Genomic DNA, 24,119 nt, shown 5'->3' with positions numbered 1-24,119 from the left:
AGTGTTTCCTTTAGTAACAGATGTTTACTTTGGAAACACTTTACTTACTCTCCATTTACATTAGCCCATACTTTTGCAACTTCGAATAAAAGGCTTTGCGGCTAATCCCCAGTTTCAGAATGGCTTCTGTACGATTTTTGGTATGTCTGAGCACCTCTATAATCATATCTCTCTCCATTTTTTCCAGTAAACCATTCAGGTTACCATTGCCTTCTGAAAAATTACCAAGGTGTATCGATACCTCTTCTTCTCTTTCCATCCTCTTAAGTCGTATATAATCCGGGATATCTTCAGGGGTAAAATACGTTTTGCAACATACGGCGATCATCCGTTCCAAAACATTAAACAATTCCCGGACGTTCCCAGGCCAATCATACTGGACAAACCTATCCAAAACTTCCTGTGTCACAGAAACATGTTTCCGATACCTGGAACTAAGTTCAGTCAATATATTGTTGACTAAAAAGGCAATGTCACTCTCTCTCTCTCTTAGAGGCGGAATATGAATAGGCACGACGTTTAGGCGGTAATAGAGATCCTCCCGAAAATTTCCCTGCTTTATTTCCATACGGAGGTCCCGGTGCGTGGCACAAATGATCCTCACATCGAGCGGATGCCACTGTGTTCCCCCTACTTTTTGAAAGGCACGTTCCTGAATGACGCGAAGGATTTTTACTTGAAGGTTCATTGGCATTTCACCAATCTCATCTAAAAATAAAGTGCCGCCATTGGCAAGTTCAAATAATCCTTTTTTGCCGCCCTTTCTTGATCCAGTAAACGATCCCTCTTCATACCCAAACAGCTCACTCTCAAACAGAGACTCGGGAATGGAAGACATATTAATGGGGATAAAAGGTTTATCCGCCCGTAAACTAGCCTGATGAATCGCTTTTGCAAATACTTCTTTTCCAACACCTGTTTCCCCTTGCAGAAGAACCGTAGCATCCGTCCCCGCTACTCTACGGGCCAGATCGACAGCAATTTTCATCCTTGAGGCTTGACTCTCCAAAAGGGAAAAATTTTTGCGATCTAATCTCTTTTCCAGCTCGTGGGAATATCTTTTATAACGATTCAATTCTTCTTGTAGATGTATCACTTCACTAATGTCCCTCATGATAGCCACTGCACCAATCAATACTCCTTTTTCGGTAAGACGGGTAATATTTGCACAAACGTCCTTTTTTAAGGAGTGAACATAACTGTAATCATTAATAAGCTCCTTGCCGTTTTGAATAACTTCAAGGATTCGGGCTTTGGGTTCAATTTCTGATAGTTTTTTGCCAATAATTTTGTGTGCCTGGATTCCAAAATGGCGAGAATAAGCCTGATTCACAAATTCAATGGTACTATCCACGGAAATAACAAGAACGGCATCATGCAGGGATTCTAAAATATCCAAAAAATGATTTTCCAATTCCATACTATTTCCTCCACATCTTATTTCATCAGAAGAAATAAAACAAAACCTCTCGAAACAAATTATAGCAAACATCACATATCCATTCAAAAAATTTTGTCTATTCAATTAATTGGCATACTTCGTGCATAGATAGATGGATAAACAAATTTCATTTCAAGGAGTGATCGTGACATGTACGATTTTGGCCCTACACCGGAACAACAGGAAATGGTAGAAAAAGCAACAGCATTTATGGAAAAATACGTGTACCCCAATGAAAAATACGTGGTTCCCCATCGCGGTTTGCCGGATGAGATTCTAAAACCTTTACAACAAAAAGTGAAAGAATTGGGATTATGGGCTGGTCATTTACCAAAAGAAGCCGGTGGAATGGGAATGGGGTTTGTATCCCTTGGTTTACTTTCTGAAATTATTGGAAGGAGCCCTATTGCTCCCTATATTTTCGGTTCCATGGCCCCCGATGCGGGGAACTCGGAAATTCTCTGGCACGCCGCAACCGCCGAACAAAAAGAGAAATATCTTAAGCCATTAGTGAATGGCGATGTTCGTTCCTGTTTTGCCATGACGGAGCCGGAAGTATCAGGTTCTGATCCAACCATGCTTCAAGCTCGCGCTGAAAAGGATGGAGATGAATGGGTCATTAACGCTCACAAATGGTTTACCACCGGAGCTCTTGGTGCCTCCTTCTCGATCGTTATGGCTGCTACTGATCCTGATGCCCCACCTCATGAACGTTTCAGTATGTTTATCGTCGATGCTAACCAACCAGGTTTTTCCATTGTGCGAGAAGTGCCGGTTATGGGGGATCACTTTGCCGGAGGGCATTGTGAGGTCCGTTATACGAATTGCCGTGTACCCGCCGAAAATATGCTGGGAAAACGCGGGGAAGGCTTTAAGCTCGCTCAATTACGCCTCGGACCGGGGCGCATAACCCATGCGATGCGCTGGATTGGTGTAGCCAAGCGAAGTTTTGAATTAATGGTCGACTACGCCTTAAGAAGAGAAACACGCGGAAAAAAATTAGTTGATTTTCAAACCATTCAAAACTTTATTGCGGATTCAGCAACCGAAATCGAGGCTTCTCGCCTGTTAACGTTGCTTGCCGCATGGAAAATGGATCAAGGAGATCAGGCTCGCAAGGAGATTTCTATGATCAAGTTTTTCGGGGCAAAAGTTCTTCATGATGTGATCGACCGGGCTATTCAAGTTCACGGGGCATTGGGCATTACGGGAGATACGCCTCTGGAGGGATTTTACCGTGAAGCCCGATCCGCCCGAATCTATGACGGAGCCGATGAAGTCCATCGAATGGTAGTTGCGAAACAAGTGATCAAAGCCTTTCAGACAGGGAGGTAATCAGGATGGAGCAAAACGAGGTGAATGCTGTTCATACCATTCAAAAAATAAATTGGGAAAGAATTGAACATTTTCTCCGTTCCCACATTGAACAATTGGGGAGCGAACCAATGGAGGTGAAACAGTTTTCAGCCGGTTACTCCAATTTAACATTTTTAATCCGTATCGGAGAGTGGGTAGCCGTTCTCCGTCGTCCGCCCTTCGGCCCCATCCCGCCAAAGGCCCATGATATGGAACGGGAATATCGCATTTTGTGGAAAATCAATCCGGTGTTTCCTTTAGCTCCTAAACCCTATCTCTTTTGTAATGATCTCTCGATTATGGAAAGGCCTTTTTACGTGATGGAGAGAAAGCAGGGGACGGTGATCGATGATCAACTTCCCCCCGAATATGAAGATACCGAAGAAACAGCAAAAATGATATCTGAAACTGTCGTTAAAACGTTGGTGCAACTGCACGAAATCGACATTAAAACAGCAGGCTTATCCGATTTGGGCCATCCAGAGGGATACTTAGAAAGACAAGTGCACGGGTGGATTAAACGGTATCATCACTCCAAAACGGATGAAATTCATGTCGTCGAAGAAATCGAAAAATGGTTGGTTCGTAATATGCCCGTTTCTCCATACCCTACAATTGTCCATAACGATTTCAAGCTAAACAATATGATGTTATCCAAGAATGATCCTGGAAAAGCGGTAGCGGTCTTTGATTGGGAAATGTGCACGATCGGAGATCCCCTTACAGACTTGGGTTCATCACTTGCCTATTGGACAGAAGAAGGAGAGGCTTTCACCGGGCTTACCTCCGTAACAAACAATCCCGGATTCATCAAACGTCGAGAATTTATCGATCTTTATGCCAAAAAAAGTGGTCGTGATTTGACCCATATTGATTTTTATCTGACATTTGCCTTTTATAAAATCGGGGTGATTCTCCAGCAAATTTATTACCGTTGGAAACAGGGTGAAGCCAGTGATGAGAGATTTGGCAAATTAGGGGAAGGGGTCTGCAATCTCATGCAACAATCCTACAGAGCCTTGCAAAAAGAATTGCTATAACAACGCAATTGGAATCGCCTTAGGGGGAGGCGGTTTCCAAGCTACCGAAAGGTTAAAATTCAGAAATAACCGGGGGAATGAAAAATGGAAGAAATTTTGCTTACCGATGAATTAAAAATGCTACGAAAAACCATGAAGTCTTTCATTAAAGAACACGTAGTTCCGGCAGAAAAATCAGCAGGCGGTACCATAGAAAGATTGCCTTTATCTGTTGTCCTTCAGCTGCAATCCAAGGCTAAACAAAACGGATTTTGGTTATTAGGGAGCAAAAAAGAATGGGGTGGTCCGGGGTTAACCCGCTTTGAACAGGTAGTTCTTGAGGAAGAAGCGACTCAGCACCGTTTAGGTTTTCATAATCCGGGAGCGGGTGCTTTCGGTAGGGATTTGCCCTGCTTTCTGAGCAAATGCACAACTGAACAATATGAAAGATTTATGAAACCGGCAATTTTAACGGGTAATGGTTGCTATATGGCTCTGTGGGAACCTAATGAAAGTGATGAATTACAGAACTTACTATGCCATGCGCAAAAAAAGGGCGACACATGGGTCATCCAGGGCAAAAAATCGTATGTTACCAATGTAGAAAGAGCAGATTTTGGCATTGTTCTTGTCCGGTGTTTGACAGAAAGCGGAGACTTTAAGCCAACCTTGTTCCTTCTGGAACGTGATGATGCCATAGAAAAAAATGAAAAACTATTACTGGATGTTCATTCGTGTTATGAATTAACATTTAATGACTTTGAAATTGATGATACAAGGCGTATTGGAAATGTGGGAGAAGGAGTTCAGATGATAGAAGAATGGCTTACAGAATCCCAGATCTTATTGGCAGCACGTTGTATTGGAATTGCTAAAAAAGCTTTACAATTTGGAATAAATTACGCATCGCTACGAATAACAAGAGGAAAGCACTTGTCCGAATACCCATCAATTCGTACAATGTTAGCCGCCTCCTATGCTGAATTGCAAGCTGCCCGTTTGTCAGTGTGGAACGCAGCTATCAAATTGGATAGAAACGCAAAAGACTGTAAACCGGCTGTCCAAATCGCCAAACTTATCGCTACCGAAACTGCCTCAAAAATTATTGACCGAGTGTTTCAGATTCACGGCGGAGCTGGGTTTACTAGAGATTTTCCTCTAGAACGTTGGTATAAAGAGTTACGGATCTCCCGGCTTGATCTCAGAAGCACGGAAACCTTACACGAAACCATCGCTGATTTTCTTTTGGAGAATAAGTAAAAGATGATTAATAATAGGGGGAATTATGCAAAAAATCCATGTCTTAACACAAAAAGAAGAAATTGATTCCAATAAAATAACCCATTGCACAGTCGTAATTATCGATGTTTTACTCGCTACCTCCACCATTGCCGTTTGCTTGCACCACGGTGCAAAAGAAGTGATTCCAGTCTTCGATGAGGAAGAGGCTTTCAAAGTAGCGCGCTCCCTTCCAGGCGATTCTTATGTTTTAGCCGGAGAAAAAGGGGGACATACAATAGAAGGTTTTCTTAACCCTGATCCCATTTCGTTATTAGAATTAAATCTAACGGATAAGACACTCATTTTGTGCACAACCAACGGAACTGTGGGAATAAGAAAGTCTATGATGGCTAAGACTGTTTATTCCTCTTCTTTCTTGAATGGTTCTACAGTGGCTAAACAAATTCAAAAAAATAGAGACGATAGTTCGGTTTTGATTGTTTGTGCCGGATCCGACAATCGATTCTCCATGGAAGATTTTCTTGGCGCCGGCTACCTCATTTCCGAACTCTTAAAAGAAAACGAACAAACCTGGGCTTTATCTGACTCTGCAGAAGCCGCCTACCAATTGTATAAATATCGCGTTCCCTATCTCCAACAAGACTTACAGAAATCTTCAACGGGGATTCTTCTTACCAAACTTGGCTATAAAGAGGCAATTCCTTATGTAGCTCAATCAGGATTATTGCCTGTAGTTCCGTGCCTGGTAGAAAATAACTTAGTAATGAAAGATATAATAAACGAAGTCAATGTAAAAAAATAAAATGGTTTTACTTCAATGATTTATTTCTGATAAAGCTTGCCGTCTTTTGTGACAGCAAGCTTTTTGTATTCAGAAAGGGCGTAGAACTGTTTATGTGTAGAGATATGTGTGAGACTGTTCTCTTATTTGATCGTATTCTTCTCCCCGTTATCCGAGGATTTTTTATTGACCATATGGATAACAAAGGTACCAAGAAATACGGCGATAAGAATGCTGAAGAACACGAGGTCCGGAACTTCGAAACCAAATGCACCGGCGATCATTCTGACCCCGATGAGCGCAATCAAGACAAACGCAGTCGTTTCAAGCTCAGGCACCCTTTCAATCAGCTTCAAAAAGACTTGGGCAACGCCGCGCATCATGAGAACGCCGAGAACCCCCCCGATGAACAGCACCCATACTTTATTGCTGACACCGAATGCGGCCAGCACACTGTCAATACTAAAAGCAATATCCATTAATTCAACCGTCAGGACGGTTCTCCAGAACGATTTAGGTTTTGCTTTCACTTCTTCATCGCCGTCCCCGTCTTTGCCGAGGAAATGTTTAAGCGACATCCAAAGAAGATAAGCTCCGCCGAGTACCTTCACCCACATAATCTGCACAAGGTAAACCCCGATCCCGATCGCAACAAAGCGAAAGAGGTATGCGCCAAGAATTCCATAAAAAAGCGCTTTTCGCTGCTGTTTTTTTGGTAAATGTCTTACCATCACCGCCAGCACGAGAGCATTATCCGCCGACAAAAGCCCCTCCAGGATCATGAGGGAGCCGATGACGCCCCAGCTTACAGGGTCAGATAAAACGTTTGATAAGGATTGCAAAGAAAAGAACGGGCCATAGGCTTGAACCAGCCCGGAAAAAAAACTGCTCATATTATAAAGTACAACCTCCATATATTTAAAAGTACGGGAGGATGCTGGCTATCGCAAATCAACCAGCATTCTCCTTCCGGTCTTCATTTATATCTACCCGGCCTGCAATCCATAATTGGCGCACAAAGCCGCTAATCCGCCTTTGAACCCGCTGCCGACTGCGTTAAATTTCCATTCCCCGTTATGACGGTACAATTCACACACCACGACCGCTGTTTCAATGGAGAAGTCCTCCCCCAGGTCATAGCGCATAATTTCCTGGTTCGATTCTTCATTCACCACCCGGACAAATGCGTTGACAACTTGGCCGAAGTTCTGCCCACGCGCGATTGCATCGTGAATGGTCACGGTAATGGCAACCTTCTGGACATAGTCCGGAACCTTTGAGAAATCAATGATAATCTGTTCATCGTCCCCTTCGCCTTCACCCGTCCGGTTATCACCGGTGTGAACCACCGAACCGCCACCACCCTGGAGATTATTGTAAAAAATAAAATCCTGTTCACTGTGGGCCTTTCCGTTCTCATCCAGGAGAAACGCTGAAGCGTCCAGGTCAAAATCATAGCCGCCGTCATAATGTTTAATATCCCAGCCAAGGCCGACAATTACTTTTTTCAAACCGGGATTTGTTTTTGTTAAATCAATGCGCTGGCCTTTGCTTAAACTGATCGACATGGTTTTCCCTCCCGTATTAAATAGGTCAAGAACCGAAAAAATTAGCCAACCTGCAACCCATAGTCACGGCACAGCGCGGCCAACCCGCCCTGATATCCGCTGCCGATGGCACTAAACTTCCATTCTCCGCTGTGGCGGTACAGTTCCCCTACCACAACAGCCGTCTCAACAGAAAAATCTTCTCCTAAGTCATAGCGAATCAATTCCTGGCCTGTTTCCTCATTGACAAGGCGCACATAGGCATTGGAGACCTGTCCAAAGTTCTGCTTGCGGGCTTCCGCGTCATGGATGGTAATCGTAAACGCGATTTTTTCATAGCTCGCCGGGACAGCCTTTAAATTAATAGAAATCTGTTCATCGTCTCCGTCTCCTTCTCCTGTCCGGTTATCCCCCGTATGCACGACGGCGCCGTTCGCTCCCTGGGTGTTGTTGTAAAATATAAAATCCTTTTCAGAACCGACTTTTCCGGAAGCGTTTAAAAGAAACACGGAAGCGTCCAGATCAAAATCAAAGCCGCCATCATACTTGTTCGTATCCCAGCCCAATCCGACAATAACTTTGGAAAGACCCGGATTCGTTTTCGTTAAATCAACCTTTTGTCCTTTGGATAAGCTAATTGCCATAACAATACAGCCCCACTTTCTTTTATTTTTTATGTACTACATGCATCTTATTGATAACGCTGAGCGATTTCTCCGAGGGAACCTTCCATTGTCCCTTCGCCAATGGCACCGAATTTCCACTCCCCGTTATAGCGATAAATCTCGCCGACGATAAGTGTGGTGCGGCCCGCATAATTCTCAGTCAGATTGAATCGTGAAATTTCGCTGTTTTTCGTCATGTCCACAATCCGAATGAATGCATTCTGAATCATGCCGAAATCCTGTTTGCGGTTGCGGCAATCGTAAATGTTTACCACGAAAACAAGCTTGTGAATACGGGCAGGTACCCGGCTTAAATCCACGATGATTTGCTCGTCATCTCCGTCTCCGTCACCGGTTAAGTTATCCCCGGTATGCCGGACACTGCCACAATGGCTCTGTAAATTTCCAAAGTAGATGATGTCCTGCTTGCTTTCCAGCCTGTTCTGTTCGTTGAGCATAAGAACAGATGCGTCGCAGTCAATCTGGGGTCCGCCACCGCCGCCGAACAAAGAGCCGAGCAGACCGCCGCCGCTTTTCTTTACCGGGTCCCATCCCAGTCCGACTACAATTCGGGAAAGGCCGGCGTTCCCTTTTGTTAAATCAATTTTTTGCCCTTTTTGTAGAGAAATAGACATCTACATCTTCCTCCTCTGGCTTCCTACTATATCATTTCTTTGTAATAAGTATTACTTCCTGCTGATGTTGTCGAAAATAGCAAGTTTTGCTGCATCGTCATAGTTTTCACCGAAAGCTTTGACAGCGGTGAGAATTTCTTCGGCAGCGAGGATACCGGACGCGGACGTAAAGATAATATTCATTCCATCGCCACTTGCCGCACCTGTCTCATAAATCTCACCGTGTGAAGGACTCACCGCAAAGTCCGCATAACGCAGCATACAGAGATCCATCAAAGAATCCCCCGCCGCCGCCACAACATCGATACCGGTTCGTTCCCGTACATACTCCACGGCATCCCATTTGTTAACGACAGTGGGGATAAGGTACAGCTTACGCCCGTGAACAAATAGCTGCCAGCCGTTTTCGTTTAACCATCCCCCGAATGCATCAAGTTCGCTCTTCGGAAGACGCTGTTCTTCCACGATACAATAAATAAACAAACCATCCGCTGTTCGCCGCGAGAAAAGCCATTCAGGGTGCTCAAGTTCACTCAAACGCGTTACGATATCATCAAGCGACAGGCATCCATTTTGCAGTTTTCCCTTAATGAGTAGCTGCCATTCCTCATCCACCCTATTATTTTGCAGCACGGTCCCCCCGTTGCTCGTAATCGCGTAGACAGGGCGAATCTCTTCCTCAAAAAGCGAGATTCGACGGTACTGCTCCACGGTCCGCGTCGTAACAGGCACAAAAGTAAGGCACTGAGAAAGCTCCTTTAACTGTTCGATAGCCTTGTTTGTTATAAAAGAAATTTCCTTCTCCTGCTTGCTCTCAACCAGTCGGATTTCAATCGGCGAGATCTGCCCCTTCGCCGGCAGTCGAAACGATTTTCTTGAGTAAATGAGCGTTTGGTCCAAATCACTCGCAAACAACATCAATCTTCTCTCCCCATTCTCTTAATGAGCCCGCAGCAGGAATAAGACATATCCGGGTAGACTTCAACCGGCACGCCCCGATCTTCCGCAAGCAATAAAACGTGCTTCAGATTTTCCCGGTACGCGGGATGAATGAGAATCTTCCATGGTACCCGCCGGAGAAGCACCCGGGTTGTCTCACCAACGCCCGGTTTGATTCGGTGCATACTGTCAATGGAAAAGCGCCGGGCAATCTCCGCTACTTCTCTCATCCCTTTCCATGCTGGCGGAGTGGAGACATCGTTTCGCTTCTTTTGCTGGACCTTCTCTATGATATACGGATAAAGACCAGCAATGGTTTCAATAAATAAATACGAAACATCTTCTTCTTTTAATTCAGTATAAAATTTTGCGCCGTGATAATCGAATTCACCCACCACATCATCTCTGTGCACGGTGCGGCTCACGAGCCCGGAAACAGTAGAGTTAAGGCAGGCGCTGGGGATTAAAAAATCTTCCCTCGTTCCATACAGGCTGACACAATGACCGGGATCGGCCACAACCGCCGGTTCGCCCGGCAGATGGACGCTATATTTCCCGGCGAAACTGTCACACGCTGCCTGAAGTTCTTTCGTAATTGCTCCCTTTCCTGTCCACCCGTCAATGAACTGCAGACTTTGTCCCGGATGCTGCTGCAGGATGTACCGAATCGCATGCTCATCGATGCCTTTTCCGCGAATGATTGATATGCTGTAGTGCGGTAGCCACAAGTTATATGCATACTCTAAATAACGTTTAATCAAAATCCCGATGGGGGTTCCCGCACGCGCCAGGGAAACAAGCACAAGATTTTGCCCTTTGTTCTCGATAATCCGCTCGGCGACCACCCCGACTGCAACCGCAAGCTTCTCGGCCGAATCATGCAGTGAACTGTGGAAAATACGCATATATTCATCGCTAGGCTTATATTCCTGCGGAAGCATTTCAGAATAGTGAATGCCTGCCTGTATCGCTTTCTCCCGCTCTTCCGTCCCGCTCTCACCCATGCTTTGGCTAATATCCTTTAAGAGAAAAACAACGTCTTCGGGCGAATAGCTGCCAATTGGCTCGGGCCGGGTCATCACCGGATAATCAACCGTTGTTTTCAAGCACTCCTCCCCCTTTCCCGTTGAATATGACAAGCGACAACCTGGGAATGCCAAGTGAACGCAATTGATCAAGCAAAGGCTCCATCCGACCGGCTTCCGATTCCCGCTCAACAAAAAGATAAAGTTCATCGTACATTCCCGGCCGCACATTGTAAAAATAGTTGGTGATGGCAGGATCATCAGGGCTGGAATAAGAAAAAGCATTCTGTATCGCATACCCTTCCCGGGCAGACTGATAAATCGGGCTTCGGGTCGTCGACTGGTAGCTGATCCCTTCCCCCATGAGGGCCGCAATACGCATAGGGATGAACATGAATTCCCCTGTACCCATGCAAAGGGTACGCTTTCCTTTTCTCGTTCCCCGCAAGAAAAAAGCCACTTTTTCAATATCCTTATCTATTTCGCGTGCTTCTGAGCTTGTCATGCCAAAGCGGCCGCTTGTCCGCAAATAAAGGGCGGAATTACGATTCCCTGCGGTATCAGATGAGGAAAAAGGAAGACTTTCACCGAGAGAGAGCAGATACGTCGCGATACTTTTCTTATCCTTTATCGCCGTTTTGGTGAAGCGATTGGCCTTCACTACCAATGCCTGATTTATTACTTCCAACCGTATTTCCCGGTTTTCCGGTTTCTCCAACCGTTCAGGGTTTTCGAGCCATTCCGGCCTTTCCAGGGTTGCTGTATGACGGACCGCTATCCTACCTGAAACGAGAGATACGCACCGAATCCGAATCCCAAGCTTTTTCTCCATCTCGCGAAAACGCAGCCGATCCTCCTCTGCACGCCAGTCCAGCAAAGAGGCAAGAACGTACTCTTTACGCGGATAGCGGTGCTGAAGTTCCGCTATAATATTTAATGCGGTTTTTCCGGTTGTTATTTCATCATCAACGAGCACAACCGGTTCGCTGCCGGCGAAAAACTTCCCGTCTAACGTATAACATCGGTGGGATGTGGCATGGGAATGTTCTTCTTCGAATGTAAATTCCGGCACGATCTCGTTTATGCTCTCACGGGTCGTGTGAAGGTAGCGGGCCCGCCCGGCAAAAGAGTCGAACACCGCGGAACCAAGTGCGGTGGCTGTTTCAGCAAACCCAACAACGACAATATCCCGCGGTAATTCCAGCGGCATTTGGCGCAGTCGGGCATACGCAAGCGGCCGCTGTTCGGGATTACGCAGAGCTTGTACCAGTTTCCGTGCACGCTCAGCTCCCGTTTGATAAACGATTTCAATATACCTCGCTGCGAGTACCGCTCCGGCAAGCAGCGGCACATACGGATCGACCGGGATGTGCTTTCCCAGTATTTTGCTGACAAACAAGAAATTTCGCTTCTTATTTCTGCGCGCCGCCATCGCAAATAATTCCTCAAGCGGAATGTTATAAGGATTGTCCTCGATTTGGACGCAAACATCTATCCCGCCTTCAATGTGATACGTATACTTTTCCGGCAAGCAAACTGGAATAGTTTTTCCCTTCATGGAACACCCCGTATACTTTTGATCGAAGCAGCACTTTTTTTGCCCAGTGTATGTGCGGCTTCATTTCGTTCATTTTGTTTTCATACGGACTTTTCGTGACCCCGCAGCCGCTGTTGTATCCATCCATAATGCTGCGGGCGTCGCTGTATTCTTCGTGACTGACAACGTAACACGCCTGGACAGGAGCCAACTGGCTCGGATGAATGACGGTTTTGCCAATCAGCCCGTTTGCCTTATCCAGCATAATTTCACGTATAAGGCCCTCCGACCCGCGGGTGAAATACTCCCATACCGGCCCCGAAACCGTGTAGCCTCCTTCACGCGCGAATACATTGACAATGTCCGCTATGCAATCGCGGATGACAGCTATGTCGTAGACCGTCATCTCATTGCTTCGTCGCAGCCCGTACAGCCCGGAGAAGTCGGTCGCACCGATCCGCACATTTAAAATGAAATCCTTGCTGGAATCCAGCAGCTGCTTTAGATGTAAAAGCGCAGCAAGCCGGGTTTCTTTATACATCACATCCGGTGTTTCCAGAATCGGCATCCCATAGATGGGAAACAGCGAGGCAACATTCATTTTTTCCAATGCCGCAAGATAAGCCGCGCCATTCTCGCGGGAAAACTTCGGGAAAAGAAAGCCTGTTACAAGACTGAGGGCGGAAGGGCCCATCCGGCTGGCAAGGCTGGTCATCTGCTCGGGGGAACGAACGCGGATAAATAAGAGCGGGATGTCCTGCTGCTGGATTTTCCCTTTAACAATAGCTCTGGTAAGCTGTTCAAATTGGGAAAGAAGTATTCTCTCTGCCTCGATTACCTCACCGTCACCGATCGCGTCTTCCAGACAGAGCCCGATAGACAGGGCTTCTTCATATTTTCGGGAGATGATATCAAACATGTTTTTCGCACGCGTAGCAGGCATATAGAGAAGGGCACCTACCGCATACGTTAAAATCTCTTTTTCGCTATTTCTATTAAATAAGCCGGGACAGGAAAAAAACACCTCTTGTAATTCCGTGCGCGATAAATAGCTGAAATATTTCATGTGACGAGCGTTTATTCCTTCCTCTTTCAGGAATAATCGATGCCCTTCCCCTCCTTTTCCTGTTATTGTCATGTTTCTTTATTTATGCAGAAAACAGGCAAATTCCTGCTAGACAACAGAATGTTTTTGCAAGCAATGGAAACTCTGGTAAAATGGGAGGGAATGGCAGTTTAAAACAAATAAGCCGTTTATGAAACTCCCTTGCATGTTGAAACGTATTGTATGTCAGAAGAAAAAAGTACTCATCATGGTATAGAGGAAAGGTGGATACATTGTGGCAGTTCAATTAAGCAAAGGGCAAAAAGTGGACTTGACGAAAACCAACCCGAACCTGAAAATCATTATTGTCGGACTCGGGTGGGATGCAAGCAGATTTGCGGGCGGGGCACCTTTTGACTTAGACGCATCCGCTTTTTTGGTCGGCGCATCGGGGAAAGTGCAGAATGACGCTGATTTCATTTTTTATAATAATCCAAGGGGAGCCGGTGGGGCGGTTGTTCACAGCGGCGACAGCCGAAACGGGATGGGTTCCGGCGATGATGAGCAAATCACCATCGATTTACATAACGTACCATCCCACATTGAAAAAATCTCCTTTACGATAACCATTCATGAAGCCGCCCAGCGCGGGCAAAACTTTGGCCAGGTGGCTAATTCCTACGTCCGTATTTTCAATCAGGAGAACGGTGAGGAACTAATACGCTATAATCTGGGGCAGCAGTTTTCAGTAGAGACAGCGATCGTGGCAGCCGAATTGTACCGCTATAAAGGAGAATGGAAGTTCAGTGCGGTTGGGAGCGGATTTCAGGGAGGACTCGCCGCCCTGTGCCGCAACTTCGGGCTTGAAGTGGCGGAGTCTCCGTCCCCGTCGACAGCACCCACCTCCACTTCCTGGAAGCAGCCGTCGACACCAACACCATCAACTACCTGGCAACCTCCCTCACCTTCCGCTACAACACAATGGCAGTCGCCTTCACCAGTCTCACAGCCATATAGCCAGCCTTTCAACAGCCCGTCTACTGCAGGAGGAAGTTATGTCGGTGGTGCAGGTGCCTATCATGAAGGTTCGTATAACGGCTCGTACAGTAATGATATGATGCGCTGCCCACGCTGCCATTCCACGCAAATTGTAAGCGGCAAGAAAGGGTTCGGATTCGGGAAAGCGGCCGTTGGTACAATTATTTTCGGGCCGATCGGACTTCTGGGTGGATTTATTGGAAGTAAAAAATTGGAGTTTTCCTGCACACGCTGCGGTAATAAATGGTCAACGGAAACAACGGATTACATGAAATGGGTAAATGAGCAAAAACAACGTGCCAAAGAAATGCTAAACCGTTATAAAGGACAAGATTTACTCGATTCTGTTGTAGCAGGCTGTGCGGTGGTTGCTGCCGCCGATGGTACGGTCAGCCAGGCGGAGAAGCAAAAAATGATTGACTTTATTCAACAAAGTGAAGAGCTGCGCGTTTTTGATATTAATCAAGTTATCTCCCGCTTTAATCATTTCACCGGGAACTTCCAGTCTGACCCGATGCTGGCGAAGGCGGAAGCGCTGCGGGCTGTGGGAAAAATGAAAGGCAAACCGGAAGCCGCCCGCCTGATTGTCCGCCTCTGCTGTGCGATTGGAATGGCGGACGGCAACTTCGATCCACAGGAAAAGCAGGCCGTCAGTGAAATCTGCCGTGAGCTTTATCTCAATCCGGCGGAGTTTTTGGAGTAAGAACGTCCTACCATTGATTTGTTGAGGTATAAGGAAGTATCCTTTCATACACGCATAAGATACTTTGGGAGGTTTTATGAAGCTATGAATATACAAGCAAAATCAGCCTTCAACATAAAGAATGGGAGCGAACTACCTTTTAGTGAAATCGAGGGAGGGCCAAGGCTCACAAAGGGAAGCTACTACTACTTTGCGTAATGGGAAAAGCTAGTTAAACAAACGGCCTAAGATAAAAACGACCATCTTGGATACAAGAAGGTCGTTTTTGCTTAATAGGCATTTAATTATAAACTTCTTTAATAAAAACCGTTGTCATCTTCGCTAAATCGACTTCGTTCACTTCCGGGTCTTCGTAATATCGCGCATTCGCATGCTGTTTGATGAGCCGAACAATCGGGCGTGCGGGGAGACCTTTGTGCTGGCCGACGACTACGCCAACTTTTCCGGAGCTTAATCTGACAGACGTTCCTGTCGGGTACAACGCAATTGAACGTAAAAATTGAATGGTGACCTCGTGGTCAAATAGCGTATTGGTCAAGCCCATGATAAATTCACTGGCTTCATACGGCAAATAGGTTGGTTCGGAAGAAAACGGCGAAATGAGACTATCATAATAGTTGGCTACCGCTACAATCTTAGCATATTCATGAATTTCTTCTTTTTTTAGCCCTCGCGGCTGCCCTGTACCATCTATATGCTCATGATGCTGGAGTGCAACATGAGCGATGGCCAGATTGAACTCATGCTTTTTCCGCAGCACATTAAACCCAATCCACGAATGGTGCTCCTTCTCTTTGGTTTCGGCACCTTTTGGCAGCGGTTCCGTACCCTTTACTACTTTTCCTATATCGTGAAATAACGCACCAAGGGCCAGGTCTTTGAGCTTTTCCACGCTGTATCCCATATTGACGCCAATAATGACCGACATCATGCACACGTTTAGCGAATGGATAAATACCTCGTTGTCTTTTGTTCGTATATCCGTTAAATGCACCAAAATATTTTTATTTCGCAAGATTTCATCGACAATGTTGGTAATCGTCTTCGTGACTTTTTTTACATCTACGCTCTTGCCTTCCTGGATACTCTGTATGGAATCTGAAAAACAAGAGATCGCTTCCCGTCTGGTTTCCTCAGACACAATGTCTTCAATGACAACATCTTCAAATTGCTTGTCTTGAATATACAGCATGGTTACACCGATTCGGCGCAGTTGGGTAATCATCATCGGTGTGAGTAATACATTCGCGTTCAGCAGTGTTCTGCCATCACTCGTGTAAATACTTTTTCCAAGAACCTGCCCTGATTCTACGTTATCAATTGAAATATGACGCATACTTCCTCTCCCTTACCAAAACCTGATTCCTTCTATCTTTCACGAATAAGCATTCTATTTTATGAACCTTTTCCTTACAAAAAAATCCGCTCCTCTTAGTAGACCGGATTTTTAAATCGCTATTTATTTCAAATCGTTTCTGTCATCCCGGGCGATCAGCGCCCCTTCTCTGACACATTGCGTAATTTTGTAGATGGAAATACCCGTACCATTGGCAATCTGCATAGCGTTCGCGCGAGGGTTGGCTGCCAGGTATTCTCTTATTTTTCTGTATACAGACTTCTGATTATCCATGTCATCATTGAGACGGCTCATCGTTTTACTCTGATTAAGTTCCACCCTATCATCCCCTCTCACGGTTCGACACGCATTTTCTTTTATTATACCGGTGATGGCGGACAAGTCATATAGAACGTTAGTCTGTAAGTTTTACTTATTTAAACGATATACATAAGTACAAATACTTATGTTGCTATAGTGGAAAGTATTCATACAGCCAGGACTCTTGCTTTTTAAAACGCCTGCTCTGCAGCAATGCCGGCGGCATAATATTCATCCATAATTGTATTTATAATCACCTGAACAGGAAGAATTTCTTTAATTTCAGCTACCCGGGAACCTGCGAATACAAGACCGTTTTCCACGTCACCATTCACCGACATCAAAAGAGACTCTAAAGTACAGAAACGGTAAGAACAGTTTTTCAAACAGTCATGACATTTTTCTATTTTACGTTTTTTATCTCCTTCGATTACTTTTGTAAAGTTGTTTCGAATGGCACGTCCTTGCAGCCCAACTGTTGTCTTCACGAGTACGGTATCGCCCTCCTGGCAATCCACGTATTTTTGTTTAAAGGAAAGCGGTGCATCGCATTCCTCGCTTGCCACAAAACGTGTTCCCATCTGTACGCCTACTGCTCCCATCCGAATAGCTAAAGATACGTCTTTACCTGTAAGGATTCCCCCGGCCGCAACGACAGGAATGGTAACCGCTTCAATAACTTCGGGAAGAATATCAAATAAAGGTCGGTCTGTCCCTAAATGACCTCCCGCTTCAAACCCCTCGACTACAACAGCGGAGGCGCCTAAACGCTCAGCGAGCTTCGCCAGCTTGGCCGAAGATACAATGGAAATAACTGGTATACCGTATTCTCTTCCCCAGGCATACATATCCCGGGAAAAACCGGCGCCCGAAATAATAAAATCAACTTTTTCCTGCATGGCCGCCTTAATTTTCTCAGCAAAATCATTCATAGCAAATAAAACGTTTACCCCTATGTACCCTTTGCCATTTGTCATTTCACGTGCTCTACGTATATGAGCTATCATTTCGTCAATAGAAATGCCTGTTCCAGATATAATTCCAATTCCTCCGGCGTTAGCCACGGCAGCAGCTAGTCCGCTTAGCGAGATGGCTACCCCCATTCCACCTTGTATAATCGGAACCCGTGGTACCATGTGTGCAATTTGCAATTGTGGAATATTCAAACCATTACCCCCGCTTACTATATTTCTAAGCTAGCTATTCCTCCCCAGTAAATCCTTCTCCATTATAACATAGCAATTCTGTAAACTCGGTAAACTGAAAAATTAAATCGTGAACGTTCTGGCTAATTTATGTCTATTTTGAAACCAATGTATCCCCCTACTACTTCTACGTTGTGCTATAATAAAGAATGAATATTTCAACAAAATCGGTTACCCTAAGATTCGCCATACAATTGCCTTGGACTCACTTATGTAAAGCTAATTACTTCGCTTTTTTCAATAAATACAATAACTATAAATGATAGACTATTCCTGCAGAAAGTAACTTTTAGCATGATAAAGGAGTGGACTTATGATGACGACGATAAATAACGAGAAGACTACTATTTATATGATGCTAAGCGGTCAAATACTATGGGACACCTACGGAGAATCCTTCGGCTATCTGGAGAAGCCTTCATTTCTCCGCATTCCAGTAGATGAAGTTGAAATCTGTCCGGATTGGATTTGTGAAACAGAACGAGGCGTGATCTATATCCAGAAGGAGAAAACAACCGTAAAGAATGGCTGGGGCGAGTATTGCTATTAGGTATGGTAAACCAGGGAAACCATTGTATACTTGAAAAGACACAAAAAGCACCGGTCTTCGAACTTTGGAAAAACCGGTGCAATAAATCAGTTTATTTTTTAATCTCTTGGTGCACAAGGACATCTATGCTATCAACTGCGACTGCAGCAGGCAAGCCGAGCGGTATTACTTTCCTTTAAACTGAGGCTCCCGCCGTTCAAAAAATGCCGCTACTCCTTCATTTTTGTCCTCTGTAAGGCAAATTTCCCCGAACAGTCTGGCTTCGATTTTCAATCCCTCTTGTAAATCGAGTTCCAGTCCTTTATCAATGGCCTGTTTCGTTGCCTGCACAGCGAGAGGGGAACGTTTTTGAATGGTTTGTGCCCATTTCTTTGCTTCCTCAAGCGCGGACCCTTCCGCCAACTGTTCGACCAACCCGATGCGGTAGGCTTCCTCGGCCGAAACAAATTCGCCGGAAAAGATGAGCTGCTTGGCTTTTCCCGGGCCAATCAAACGGGCGAGACGCTGCGTACCGCCGTACCCCGGAATCACACCTAATTTTACTTCCGGCAGCCCTAACTGGGCGTTGCGGGAAGCGACGCGAAAATCACAGGCGAGGGCAAGCTCAAGACCGCCGCCGAGCGCGAAACCGTTCACAGCCGCGATTACCGGCTGCTTAAGGTCAGCAATTTTTTGAAACACAGACTGGCCGTTTTTGCAGAGGGTTTCACCGGCTTCCTGCTTTAACTGGGGGAACTCTTTAATATCGGCACCGGCTACAAAGGCTTTTTCGCCGGCACCCGTGATGATGACAACTTGAATGTCGTCAGAAATGTTGCCAACAATATCGGAAAGCTGACTGAGCACTTCCTGATTGAGGGCATTAACGGGCGGAGAATCGATCGTAATCACACCAATCCCGTTATCTGCCTGCCATAACACTTGGGACATAACGTGTTCCTCCTTATGTACATGAATTATATTAATTTTACCAATATTCGTTTCAGTTTAATAGCCCATATGTTAAAATTTCACTTACCAGTACCTTCGTGTGAGGCAGTACTCTTCCTCATAAACCGTCCCCGCCAGCGGTAAAAGCTCGATCGATTTTCCTGTTTTCGGTGAATGCAGCATAATGCCGTTACCAGCGTAGATACCTACGTGGTGAATCGCCCCTTTTCCTTTCTCGTAAGCAAAAAACAGTAAGTCACCCGGTTGAAGGTTTTCCTTGTCTATAAGCCATCCATATTTCGCCTGCTCACCGGCATCGCGCGGGATTATAATTCCGTGGGCCCGGTGCATGGAATAAGCAAATCCGGAACAGTCATATCCCAAGGATGACATTCCTCCCCACAGATACGGAAGCCCGAGAAACCGTTTTCCGGTCTCTACAATGTCCTGTCCGCCGGCAGGTCTCAACTCTTCATCCGTCCTATACAGCACCGCGTCTTCCGTACGAATCAACTGCGGACCGTGAGGAGTTGCCACACTCACCCATTCTTCCTCCTCGCCGAGCACAGGCAACTCCGTTAGAAAAAAAACCTCCATTCCTTTTTCCCCCGGGGTTCGATATAGGAAGGTACTTTTACTTGTCATCATCGCTTTCTTTTTTTGCTGTTCATTCCCCTTGCCGTCCCATTCTTTGACAGCCGATTCTTCGACAGCGATTTGTGCCCCGCCTATTTGTTTGTCGTCCGTTTTTTCGCTATCCGTTTCATTTGCCGGCACAATCTGGCATTTCGGCATCCAGCCCGGGTACCCGAGCCGATCCTTGCCGGATAGTTGGGACGGTATTGCAATCTGCACCCATTCCCCCTGCTCTTCCACTACTTCTACAAGGGTTCCATACAGCGCCTGTGTCTGCACAGCGTTACGGTCGTGGAGCTGCAGCCTGTCTTCGACGCTCATTGAGCTGAGCCACTCACGGACAAGAACCGGATTCCTCAGGGCAGGAAGATCTATCTCACGCGGCGATGCGGGTGAAGTCCAGATCGTTGCGACAGAGACAGCAATCATATGTGGATTAATTAACCTGCTCATAAGCGGTACCCACCTCACTTTCAATATTGTCAATGCCTAACCCCGGCAAATCAGGGAGTGTGATCACACGTCCGCCGTACACAACCCCACCAACCACAGAGTCTTTCACAAGCATAAGCGGCGCATCAAAGTCGAAACGGGTAATGTTTTTCTTGCTGGCAGCAAAATGAGCGGCCGCCGTGATGCCGAGGCGGGACTCGATCATGCTGCCCACCATACATTGTACGCCGCATTCTTCCGCCATATGATTAATAATTTGCGCCTTGTAGATGCCACCGGCCTTCATCAGCTTGATATTAATAAGATCGGCGGCCCGGTTCTTTAGTACCCGAAACGCCTGCGCCGGTGAAAAAATACTTTCATCAGCCATAATCGGGGTGTCAACCGAATCGGTCACTGCCTTAAGCCCCTCCAAATCATCGGACGCAACAGGCTGCTCTACCAGTTCAATATCCAGGCCCATGTCTTCCATTTTACGAATCGTCCGGATGGCTTCCTTCGGCTGCCACCCCTGATTGGCATCCAGTCTGATTTTCACCTCATTTCCAATGCGGCTTCGAATCATCTTAATTCGCTCAATATCCTTTTCAATATCGTCTTTGCCCACTTTAATTTTCAGCACGTTGAATCCTTCATTCATATACAAAAAGGCATCCTCACTCATTTCTTCCGGCGAGTTCACACTGACTGTATAATCGGTCTCAATTTCTTTCCGGTAGCCTCCTAACATTTGATAAAGCGGGAGGCCGCAGTTCTGCGCGATCAGATCATACAACGCCATGTCGATCGCTGCTTTCGCGCTTGAATTATGGACCATCGACTCGTGCAGCGTATGAAAGACACGTTCGTAAGCAAGCAAGTTTTGTCCGATTAATTGCGGTTTTATTGTGTAAAGAATAGCCGACTGAATGCTATCCAGACTATCGCCTGTAATCACGACGGTCGCGGGTGCTTCTCCCCAGCCAACCTTACCATTATCACACGTAACCTTTACAATCACCGATTCTGCGTGATTTACCGTACGCAAAGCAGTTTTAAACGGCTTCTTTAACGGAATCGATTGGCGCCATACCTCAATGTCGATAATTTTCATAACATGCCTCCTGATTGAAAACGTTAGAAAAAGGGGGACTGGTCACTCCCGAAAAGAAGCCCATTTCAAATCTATATAGCCAACAGGATGCCTTATAATGCCGTCAACTTTATCGCTTTGCACGTAAACCTTGTTGTAGAAATACAGCGGAAGAATGGGGGATTCATCCATCAATATTTTCTCCGCATTGTGGAGAAGCGTTAACCGTTTCGATTCATCCGGCTGATTATAAGCTTCTTTGATTAATGTATCGTACTGTGGGCTGCTCCAACCGGTCCGATTCATCGGGTTGCCGGTCTGGAAGCCGTCAAGGAAATTAATCGGATCGGCAAAATCAGCCAGGAAAGACGAACGGGAAAACTGCAGTTGGAGCTTCTTCTGGGATGCGACAAGGACTTTCCATTCCATGCTGGCCAGCTTAACATCGGCCCCGAGGTTTTCCTTAAACATTTCCTGCATTGCTTCGGCAATTTTCTGGTGCAGGTCATTGCTGTTATAGGTAAGCGTAATCGGCGGCAGGGATGTGATTCCTTCTTCCGCCATCCCCTTCTGCAGCAATTTCTTTGCCTCCTGCGGATCATACTTGATAAGGTCTCCGCCGGCCTCACGGAAATCTTTACCGGCCGCATCCTTTAATCCATAGGCGACAAAAGCAGTGGCAGGTTTTTGCTTTCCTTTCACGACTTTGTCCACCATCGCTTGGCGGTCGATTGCCATGCTGAACGCCCTGCGGATATCGGCATTATCGAACGGCTTCATTTTTGTATTGAAGCGGAAGAAGTAAGTACCGGAATTATCTTCGACCTTTACCTTTCCACTGGCAAACAATTGGTCACTTAAATCGCCCGGAAGCCCGGCGGCGTCCCCCGCTGCGGTTAGTGCGCCCGTCTGGTACAGCTGGTATTCGGTATTTAAGTCATTCACCATCTTCCATATAACACCATCGATTTTCACGTTCGCCGCATCCCAGTAGTTTTCATTTTTCACCATTTTGATATGGTCATCGTGCGCCCATTCCGTAATTTTAAACGGTCCATTTGCGACAAGCGTTTTCGCTTCTCCCGCCCATTTCGGATCTTTCTCTGCAACGGCTTTCGGAACCGGGAAGAATGCAGGATTGGAAACGAGCGACAAAAGGTATCTTTGCGGCTTGGCTAGCGTGACTTGCAAAGTCTGATCATTCACTGCTTTGACCTTAACCCCATCGGCGCTTCCTTTTCCCGTGTTATACGCTTCCCCGCCATCAATGATGTAGGCGAGCGGAGCCGCCTGTGAAGCGGTTTTCGGGTCAAGCAGGCGTTTCCACGCATACGCAAAATCCCCGGCCGTTACCGGGCTGCCGTCCGACCACTTGGCATTCTGACGAATATGGAACGTATACGTCTTCCCGTCTTTGGATATATCCCACTTCTCTGCGGTAGCCGCTTCCGGCGTATGATTTTTCCCGAGGCGGGTTAATCCTTCCATCTCATTATTCAAAATATCGTAGGAAACCTGGTCAAAACCAATCGGCGGATCAAGGGATGTCGGTTCTTTCATGTTGTTTAAATACAGAAATTTGGAATCCTGATTTTTACTCTGGGCTGATTCCTTACCGCCTGCCGCTTCATTGGATGAACACCCGGTAATAAGGAGCATCATCACTAGCAAAAAGCTGAACAAAATCGAGACTGCTTTTTTCATCTTAATTTCCCCCTCGTATAAATAATGGTTGTACATACATCGCTTAGGTATCGGCCGCTTGGTTCACCGGGCATCGAATATTTTTAGCCCGCGGATCCTGAAGCCAGCAGGCAACGTGATGCTGCTCGTTTATTTTTGTATCTTCCGGCTGATAATCACGGCACGCTTCGAGCGCGTGTGCACAGCGGGCAGCAAAGGCGCATCCTTTCGGCGGAGCAAATAAATCGGGCGGAGTTCCTGCAATAGGCAAAAGCGGCTGGTGCCGGCTGCTGTAAAGGCGCGGCATCGACGCAAGCAAGCCTTTCGTATACGGATGCTGCGGGTTGTAGAAAATGTCACGCACCAAACCGGACTCAACAATTTTTCCGGCATACATCACATGGACACGGTCGGCAACATGGGCGACAACGCCAAGGTCGTGTGTAATCATCAGGATCGAAATGCCGGTCTGTTTCTGAATCTGCTTAAACAAATCAAGGATTTGCGCCTGAATTGTTACATCAAGGGCGGTCGTCGGCTCGTCCGCGATTAAAATAGACGGCCTGCACACAAGCCCCATCGCTATCATGATGCGCTGCCTCATTCCACCGCTGAATTGATAAAGATACTGCTTGAGGCGGGCTTGCGGATTAGCAATTCCCACAAGCTGCAGGATTTCAATCGCCTGTGTTCGCGCCTCCTGCTTTGACACCTTCTGGTGGCGGATGATCCCTTCTATAATTTGTTCGCCGATTGAAATGGTAGGATTAAGAGCGGTCATCGCATCCTGAAAAATCATCGAAATTTCAGCACCGCGTACTTTTCGCATCTCTTTTTCCGGCAGAGCAAGCAAATTCCTACCCTTAAAAAAAACTTAAACGGTTAAAATAACGCAATATAATTTTATGGTAATATTAAGGTAAGAAAAATAATAATGTTGGTGATTTATTAATGCGTACT

The 24,119-nt window shown here is 46.2% G+C and carries 22 protein-coding genes and 1 pseudogene; 6 read left to right on the top strand and 17 right to left on the bottom strand.

Features of this window, described 5'->3' with window-relative positions; translation table 11 throughout:
• Window positions 1–55: 55 nt before the first annotated feature.
• Window positions 56–1,420, bottom strand: a complete 1,365-nt coding sequence (locus H525_RS0110225; RefSeq protein ID WP_027416130.1) for a sigma-54 interaction domain-containing protein — start codon at window positions 1,418–1,420, stop codon at window positions 56–58.
• A gap of 171 nt (window positions 1,421–1,591) precedes the next feature.
• Here H525_RS0110225 and H525_RS0110220 point away from each other — a divergent pair, with 171 nt between their 5' ends.
• The 4 genes from H525_RS0110220 (at window position 1,592) to H525_RS0110205 (ending at window position 5,860) form a co-directional block, all read left to right on the top strand.
• Window positions 1,592–2,776, top strand: a complete 1,185-nt coding sequence (locus H525_RS0110220; protein WP_027416129.1) for an acyl-CoA dehydrogenase family protein — start codon at window positions 1,592–1,594, stop codon at window positions 2,774–2,776.
• A 5-nt stretch (window positions 2,777–2,781) separates the two neighbouring features.
• A complete protein-coding gene (locus H525_RS0110215; protein ID WP_027416128.1) occupies window positions 2,782–3,837 on the top strand; it encodes a phosphotransferase family protein in 1,056 nt (351 codons plus the stop codon).
• 84 nt (window positions 3,838–3,921) lie between these two features.
• On the top strand, window positions 3,922–5,076 hold the full coding sequence (locus H525_RS0110210; protein WP_027416127.1) for an acyl-CoA dehydrogenase family protein: 1,155 nt from the start codon (window positions 3,922–3,924) through the stop codon (window positions 5,074–5,076).
• A 25-nt stretch (window positions 5,077–5,101) separates the two neighbouring features.
• On the top strand, window positions 5,102–5,860 hold the full coding sequence (locus H525_RS0110205; RefSeq protein ID WP_027416126.1) for a 2-phosphosulfolactate phosphatase: 759 nt from the start codon (window positions 5,102–5,104) through the stop codon (window positions 5,858–5,860).
• A 122-nt stretch (window positions 5,861–5,982) separates the two neighbouring features.
• Here the strand turns inward: H525_RS0110205 and H525_RS0110200 are convergent, their stop codons facing one another.
• The 8 genes from H525_RS0110200 to H525_RS0110165 all read right to left on the bottom strand — a co-directional run bounded on the left by H525_RS0110200 (window position 5,983) and on the right by H525_RS0110165 (window position 13,253).
• Window positions 5,983–6,732, bottom strand: coding sequence for a TerC family protein (locus H525_RS0110200; protein WP_027416125.1), 750 nt, complete (start codon window positions 6,730–6,732; stop codon window positions 5,983–5,985).
• 93 nt (window positions 6,733–6,825) lie between these two features.
• Window positions 6,826–7,407, bottom strand: coding sequence for a TerD family protein (locus H525_RS0110195; protein ID WP_027416124.1), 582 nt, complete (start codon window positions 7,405–7,407; stop codon window positions 6,826–6,828).
• 41 nt (window positions 7,408–7,448) lie between these two features.
• Entirely contained in the window at window positions 7,449–8,030 is a 582-nt protein-coding gene (locus H525_RS0110190; protein ID WP_027416123.1) for a TerD family protein, read from the bottom strand.
• A 47-nt stretch (window positions 8,031–8,077) separates the two neighbouring features.
• The gene (locus H525_RS0110185; RefSeq protein WP_027416122.1) at window positions 8,078–8,686 is read right to left on the bottom strand and encodes a TerD family protein; all 609 of its coding nucleotides are present in this window, start codon (window positions 8,684–8,686) and stop codon (window positions 8,078–8,080) included.
• Between the two features lie 51 nt (window positions 8,687–8,737).
• The gene (locus tag H525_RS23595; RefSeq protein ID WP_155837225.1) at window positions 8,738–9,604 is read right to left on the bottom strand and encodes an HAD family hydrolase; all 867 of its coding nucleotides are present in this window, start codon (window positions 9,602–9,604) and stop codon (window positions 8,738–8,740) included.
• Window positions 9,604–10,704, bottom strand: a complete 1,101-nt coding sequence (locus H525_RS0110175) for a cysteine protease StiP family protein (RefSeq protein WP_027416121.1) — start codon at window positions 10,702–10,704, stop codon at window positions 9,604–9,606. The genes H525_RS23595 and H525_RS0110175 overlap by 1 nt, the downstream gene beginning before the upstream one ends.
• Window positions 10,705–10,714: 10 nt before the next feature.
• The gene (locus H525_RS0110170; protein WP_027416120.1) at window positions 10,715–12,208 is read right to left on the bottom strand and encodes a phosphoribosyltransferase family protein; all 1,494 of its coding nucleotides are present in this window, start codon (window positions 12,206–12,208) and stop codon (window positions 10,715–10,717) included.
• The gene (locus H525_RS0110165) at window positions 12,153–13,253 is read right to left on the bottom strand and encodes an HpcH/HpaI aldolase/citrate lyase family protein (RefSeq protein ID WP_027416119.1); all 1,101 of its coding nucleotides are present in this window, start codon (window positions 13,251–13,253) and stop codon (window positions 12,153–12,155) included. The genes H525_RS0110170 and H525_RS0110165 overlap by 56 nt, the downstream gene beginning before the upstream one ends.
• A gap of 274 nt (window positions 13,254–13,527) precedes the next feature.
• Between H525_RS0110165 and H525_RS0110160 the strand changes: the two genes are divergently transcribed.
• Window positions 13,528–14,973: a TerD family protein gene (locus H525_RS0110160; protein ID WP_027416118.1), complete on the top strand. Its 1,446-nt coding sequence runs from the start codon at window positions 13,528–13,530 to the stop codon at window positions 14,971–14,973.
• A gap of 280 nt (window positions 14,974–15,253) precedes the next feature.
• Here H525_RS0110160 and H525_RS0110150 read toward each other — a convergent pair whose 3' ends face one another.
• The 3 genes from H525_RS0110150 to H525_RS0110140 form a co-directional block, all read right to left on the bottom strand.
• Window positions 15,254–16,309 (bottom strand): HD-GYP domain-containing protein, encoded by a 1,056-nt coding sequence (locus H525_RS0110150; RefSeq protein WP_027416117.1) that lies wholly within the window; start codon window positions 16,307–16,309, stop codon window positions 15,254–15,256.
• A gap of 123 nt (window positions 16,310–16,432) precedes the next feature.
• A complete protein-coding gene (locus H525_RS23590) occupies window positions 16,433–16,648 on the bottom strand; it encodes a hypothetical protein (RefSeq protein WP_035100614.1) in 216 nt (71 codons plus the stop codon).
• A gap of 173 nt (window positions 16,649–16,821) precedes the next feature.
• Window positions 16,822–17,766, bottom strand: a complete 945-nt coding sequence (locus H525_RS0110140) for an NAD(P)H-dependent flavin oxidoreductase (RefSeq protein WP_035100622.1) — start codon at window positions 17,764–17,766, stop codon at window positions 16,822–16,824.
• A 382-nt stretch (window positions 17,767–18,148) separates the two neighbouring features.
• Here H525_RS0110140 and H525_RS0110135 point away from each other — a divergent pair, with 382 nt between their 5' ends.
• Window positions 18,149–18,385 (top strand): hypothetical protein, encoded by a 237-nt coding sequence (locus tag H525_RS0110135; RefSeq protein ID WP_027416115.1) that lies wholly within the window; start codon window positions 18,149–18,151, stop codon window positions 18,383–18,385.
• 165 nt (window positions 18,386–18,550) lie between these two features.
• Here H525_RS0110135 and H525_RS0110130 read toward each other — a convergent pair whose 3' ends face one another.
• The 5 genes and pseudogenes from H525_RS0110130 to H525_RS23585 all read right to left on the bottom strand — a co-directional run.
• Window positions 18,551–19,315, bottom strand: coding sequence for an enoyl-CoA hydratase/isomerase family protein (locus tag H525_RS0110130; protein WP_027416114.1), 765 nt, complete (start codon window positions 19,313–19,315; stop codon window positions 18,551–18,553).
• Between the two features lie 84 nt (window positions 19,316–19,399).
• Window positions 19,400–20,404, bottom strand: a complete 1,005-nt coding sequence (locus H525_RS0110125) for a C40 family peptidase (RefSeq protein ID WP_027416113.1) — start codon at window positions 20,402–20,404, stop codon at window positions 19,400–19,402.
• Complete coding sequence (locus H525_RS0110120) at window positions 20,388–21,497, bottom strand: dipeptide epimerase (protein WP_027416112.1); 1,110 nt, start codon at window positions 21,495–21,497, stop codon at window positions 20,388–20,390. Before H525_RS0110120 ends, H525_RS0110125 begins: the two co-directional genes overlap by 17 nt.
• 42 nt (window positions 21,498–21,539) lie before the next feature.
• Window positions 21,540–23,180, bottom strand: a complete 1,641-nt coding sequence (locus tag H525_RS0110115) for a peptide ABC transporter substrate-binding protein (protein ID WP_027416111.1) — start codon at window positions 23,178–23,180, stop codon at window positions 21,540–21,542.
• A 43-nt stretch (window positions 23,181–23,223) separates the two neighbouring features.
• Window positions 23,224–24,033 (bottom strand): annotated as a pseudogene (locus H525_RS23585) (ABC transporter ATP-binding protein); the annotation flags it as partial.
• Between the last annotated feature and the right edge of the window lie 86 nt (window positions 24,034–24,119).

The organism is Aneurinibacillus terranovensis DSM 18919, assembly GCF_000430625.1.
In the GTDB taxonomy this organism is placed as follows: Bacteria; Bacillota; Bacilli; order Aneurinibacillales; family Aneurinibacillaceae; genus Aneurinibacillus_B; species Aneurinibacillus_B terranovensis.
This window is presented reverse-complemented; position numbering and strand designations above follow the sequence as displayed.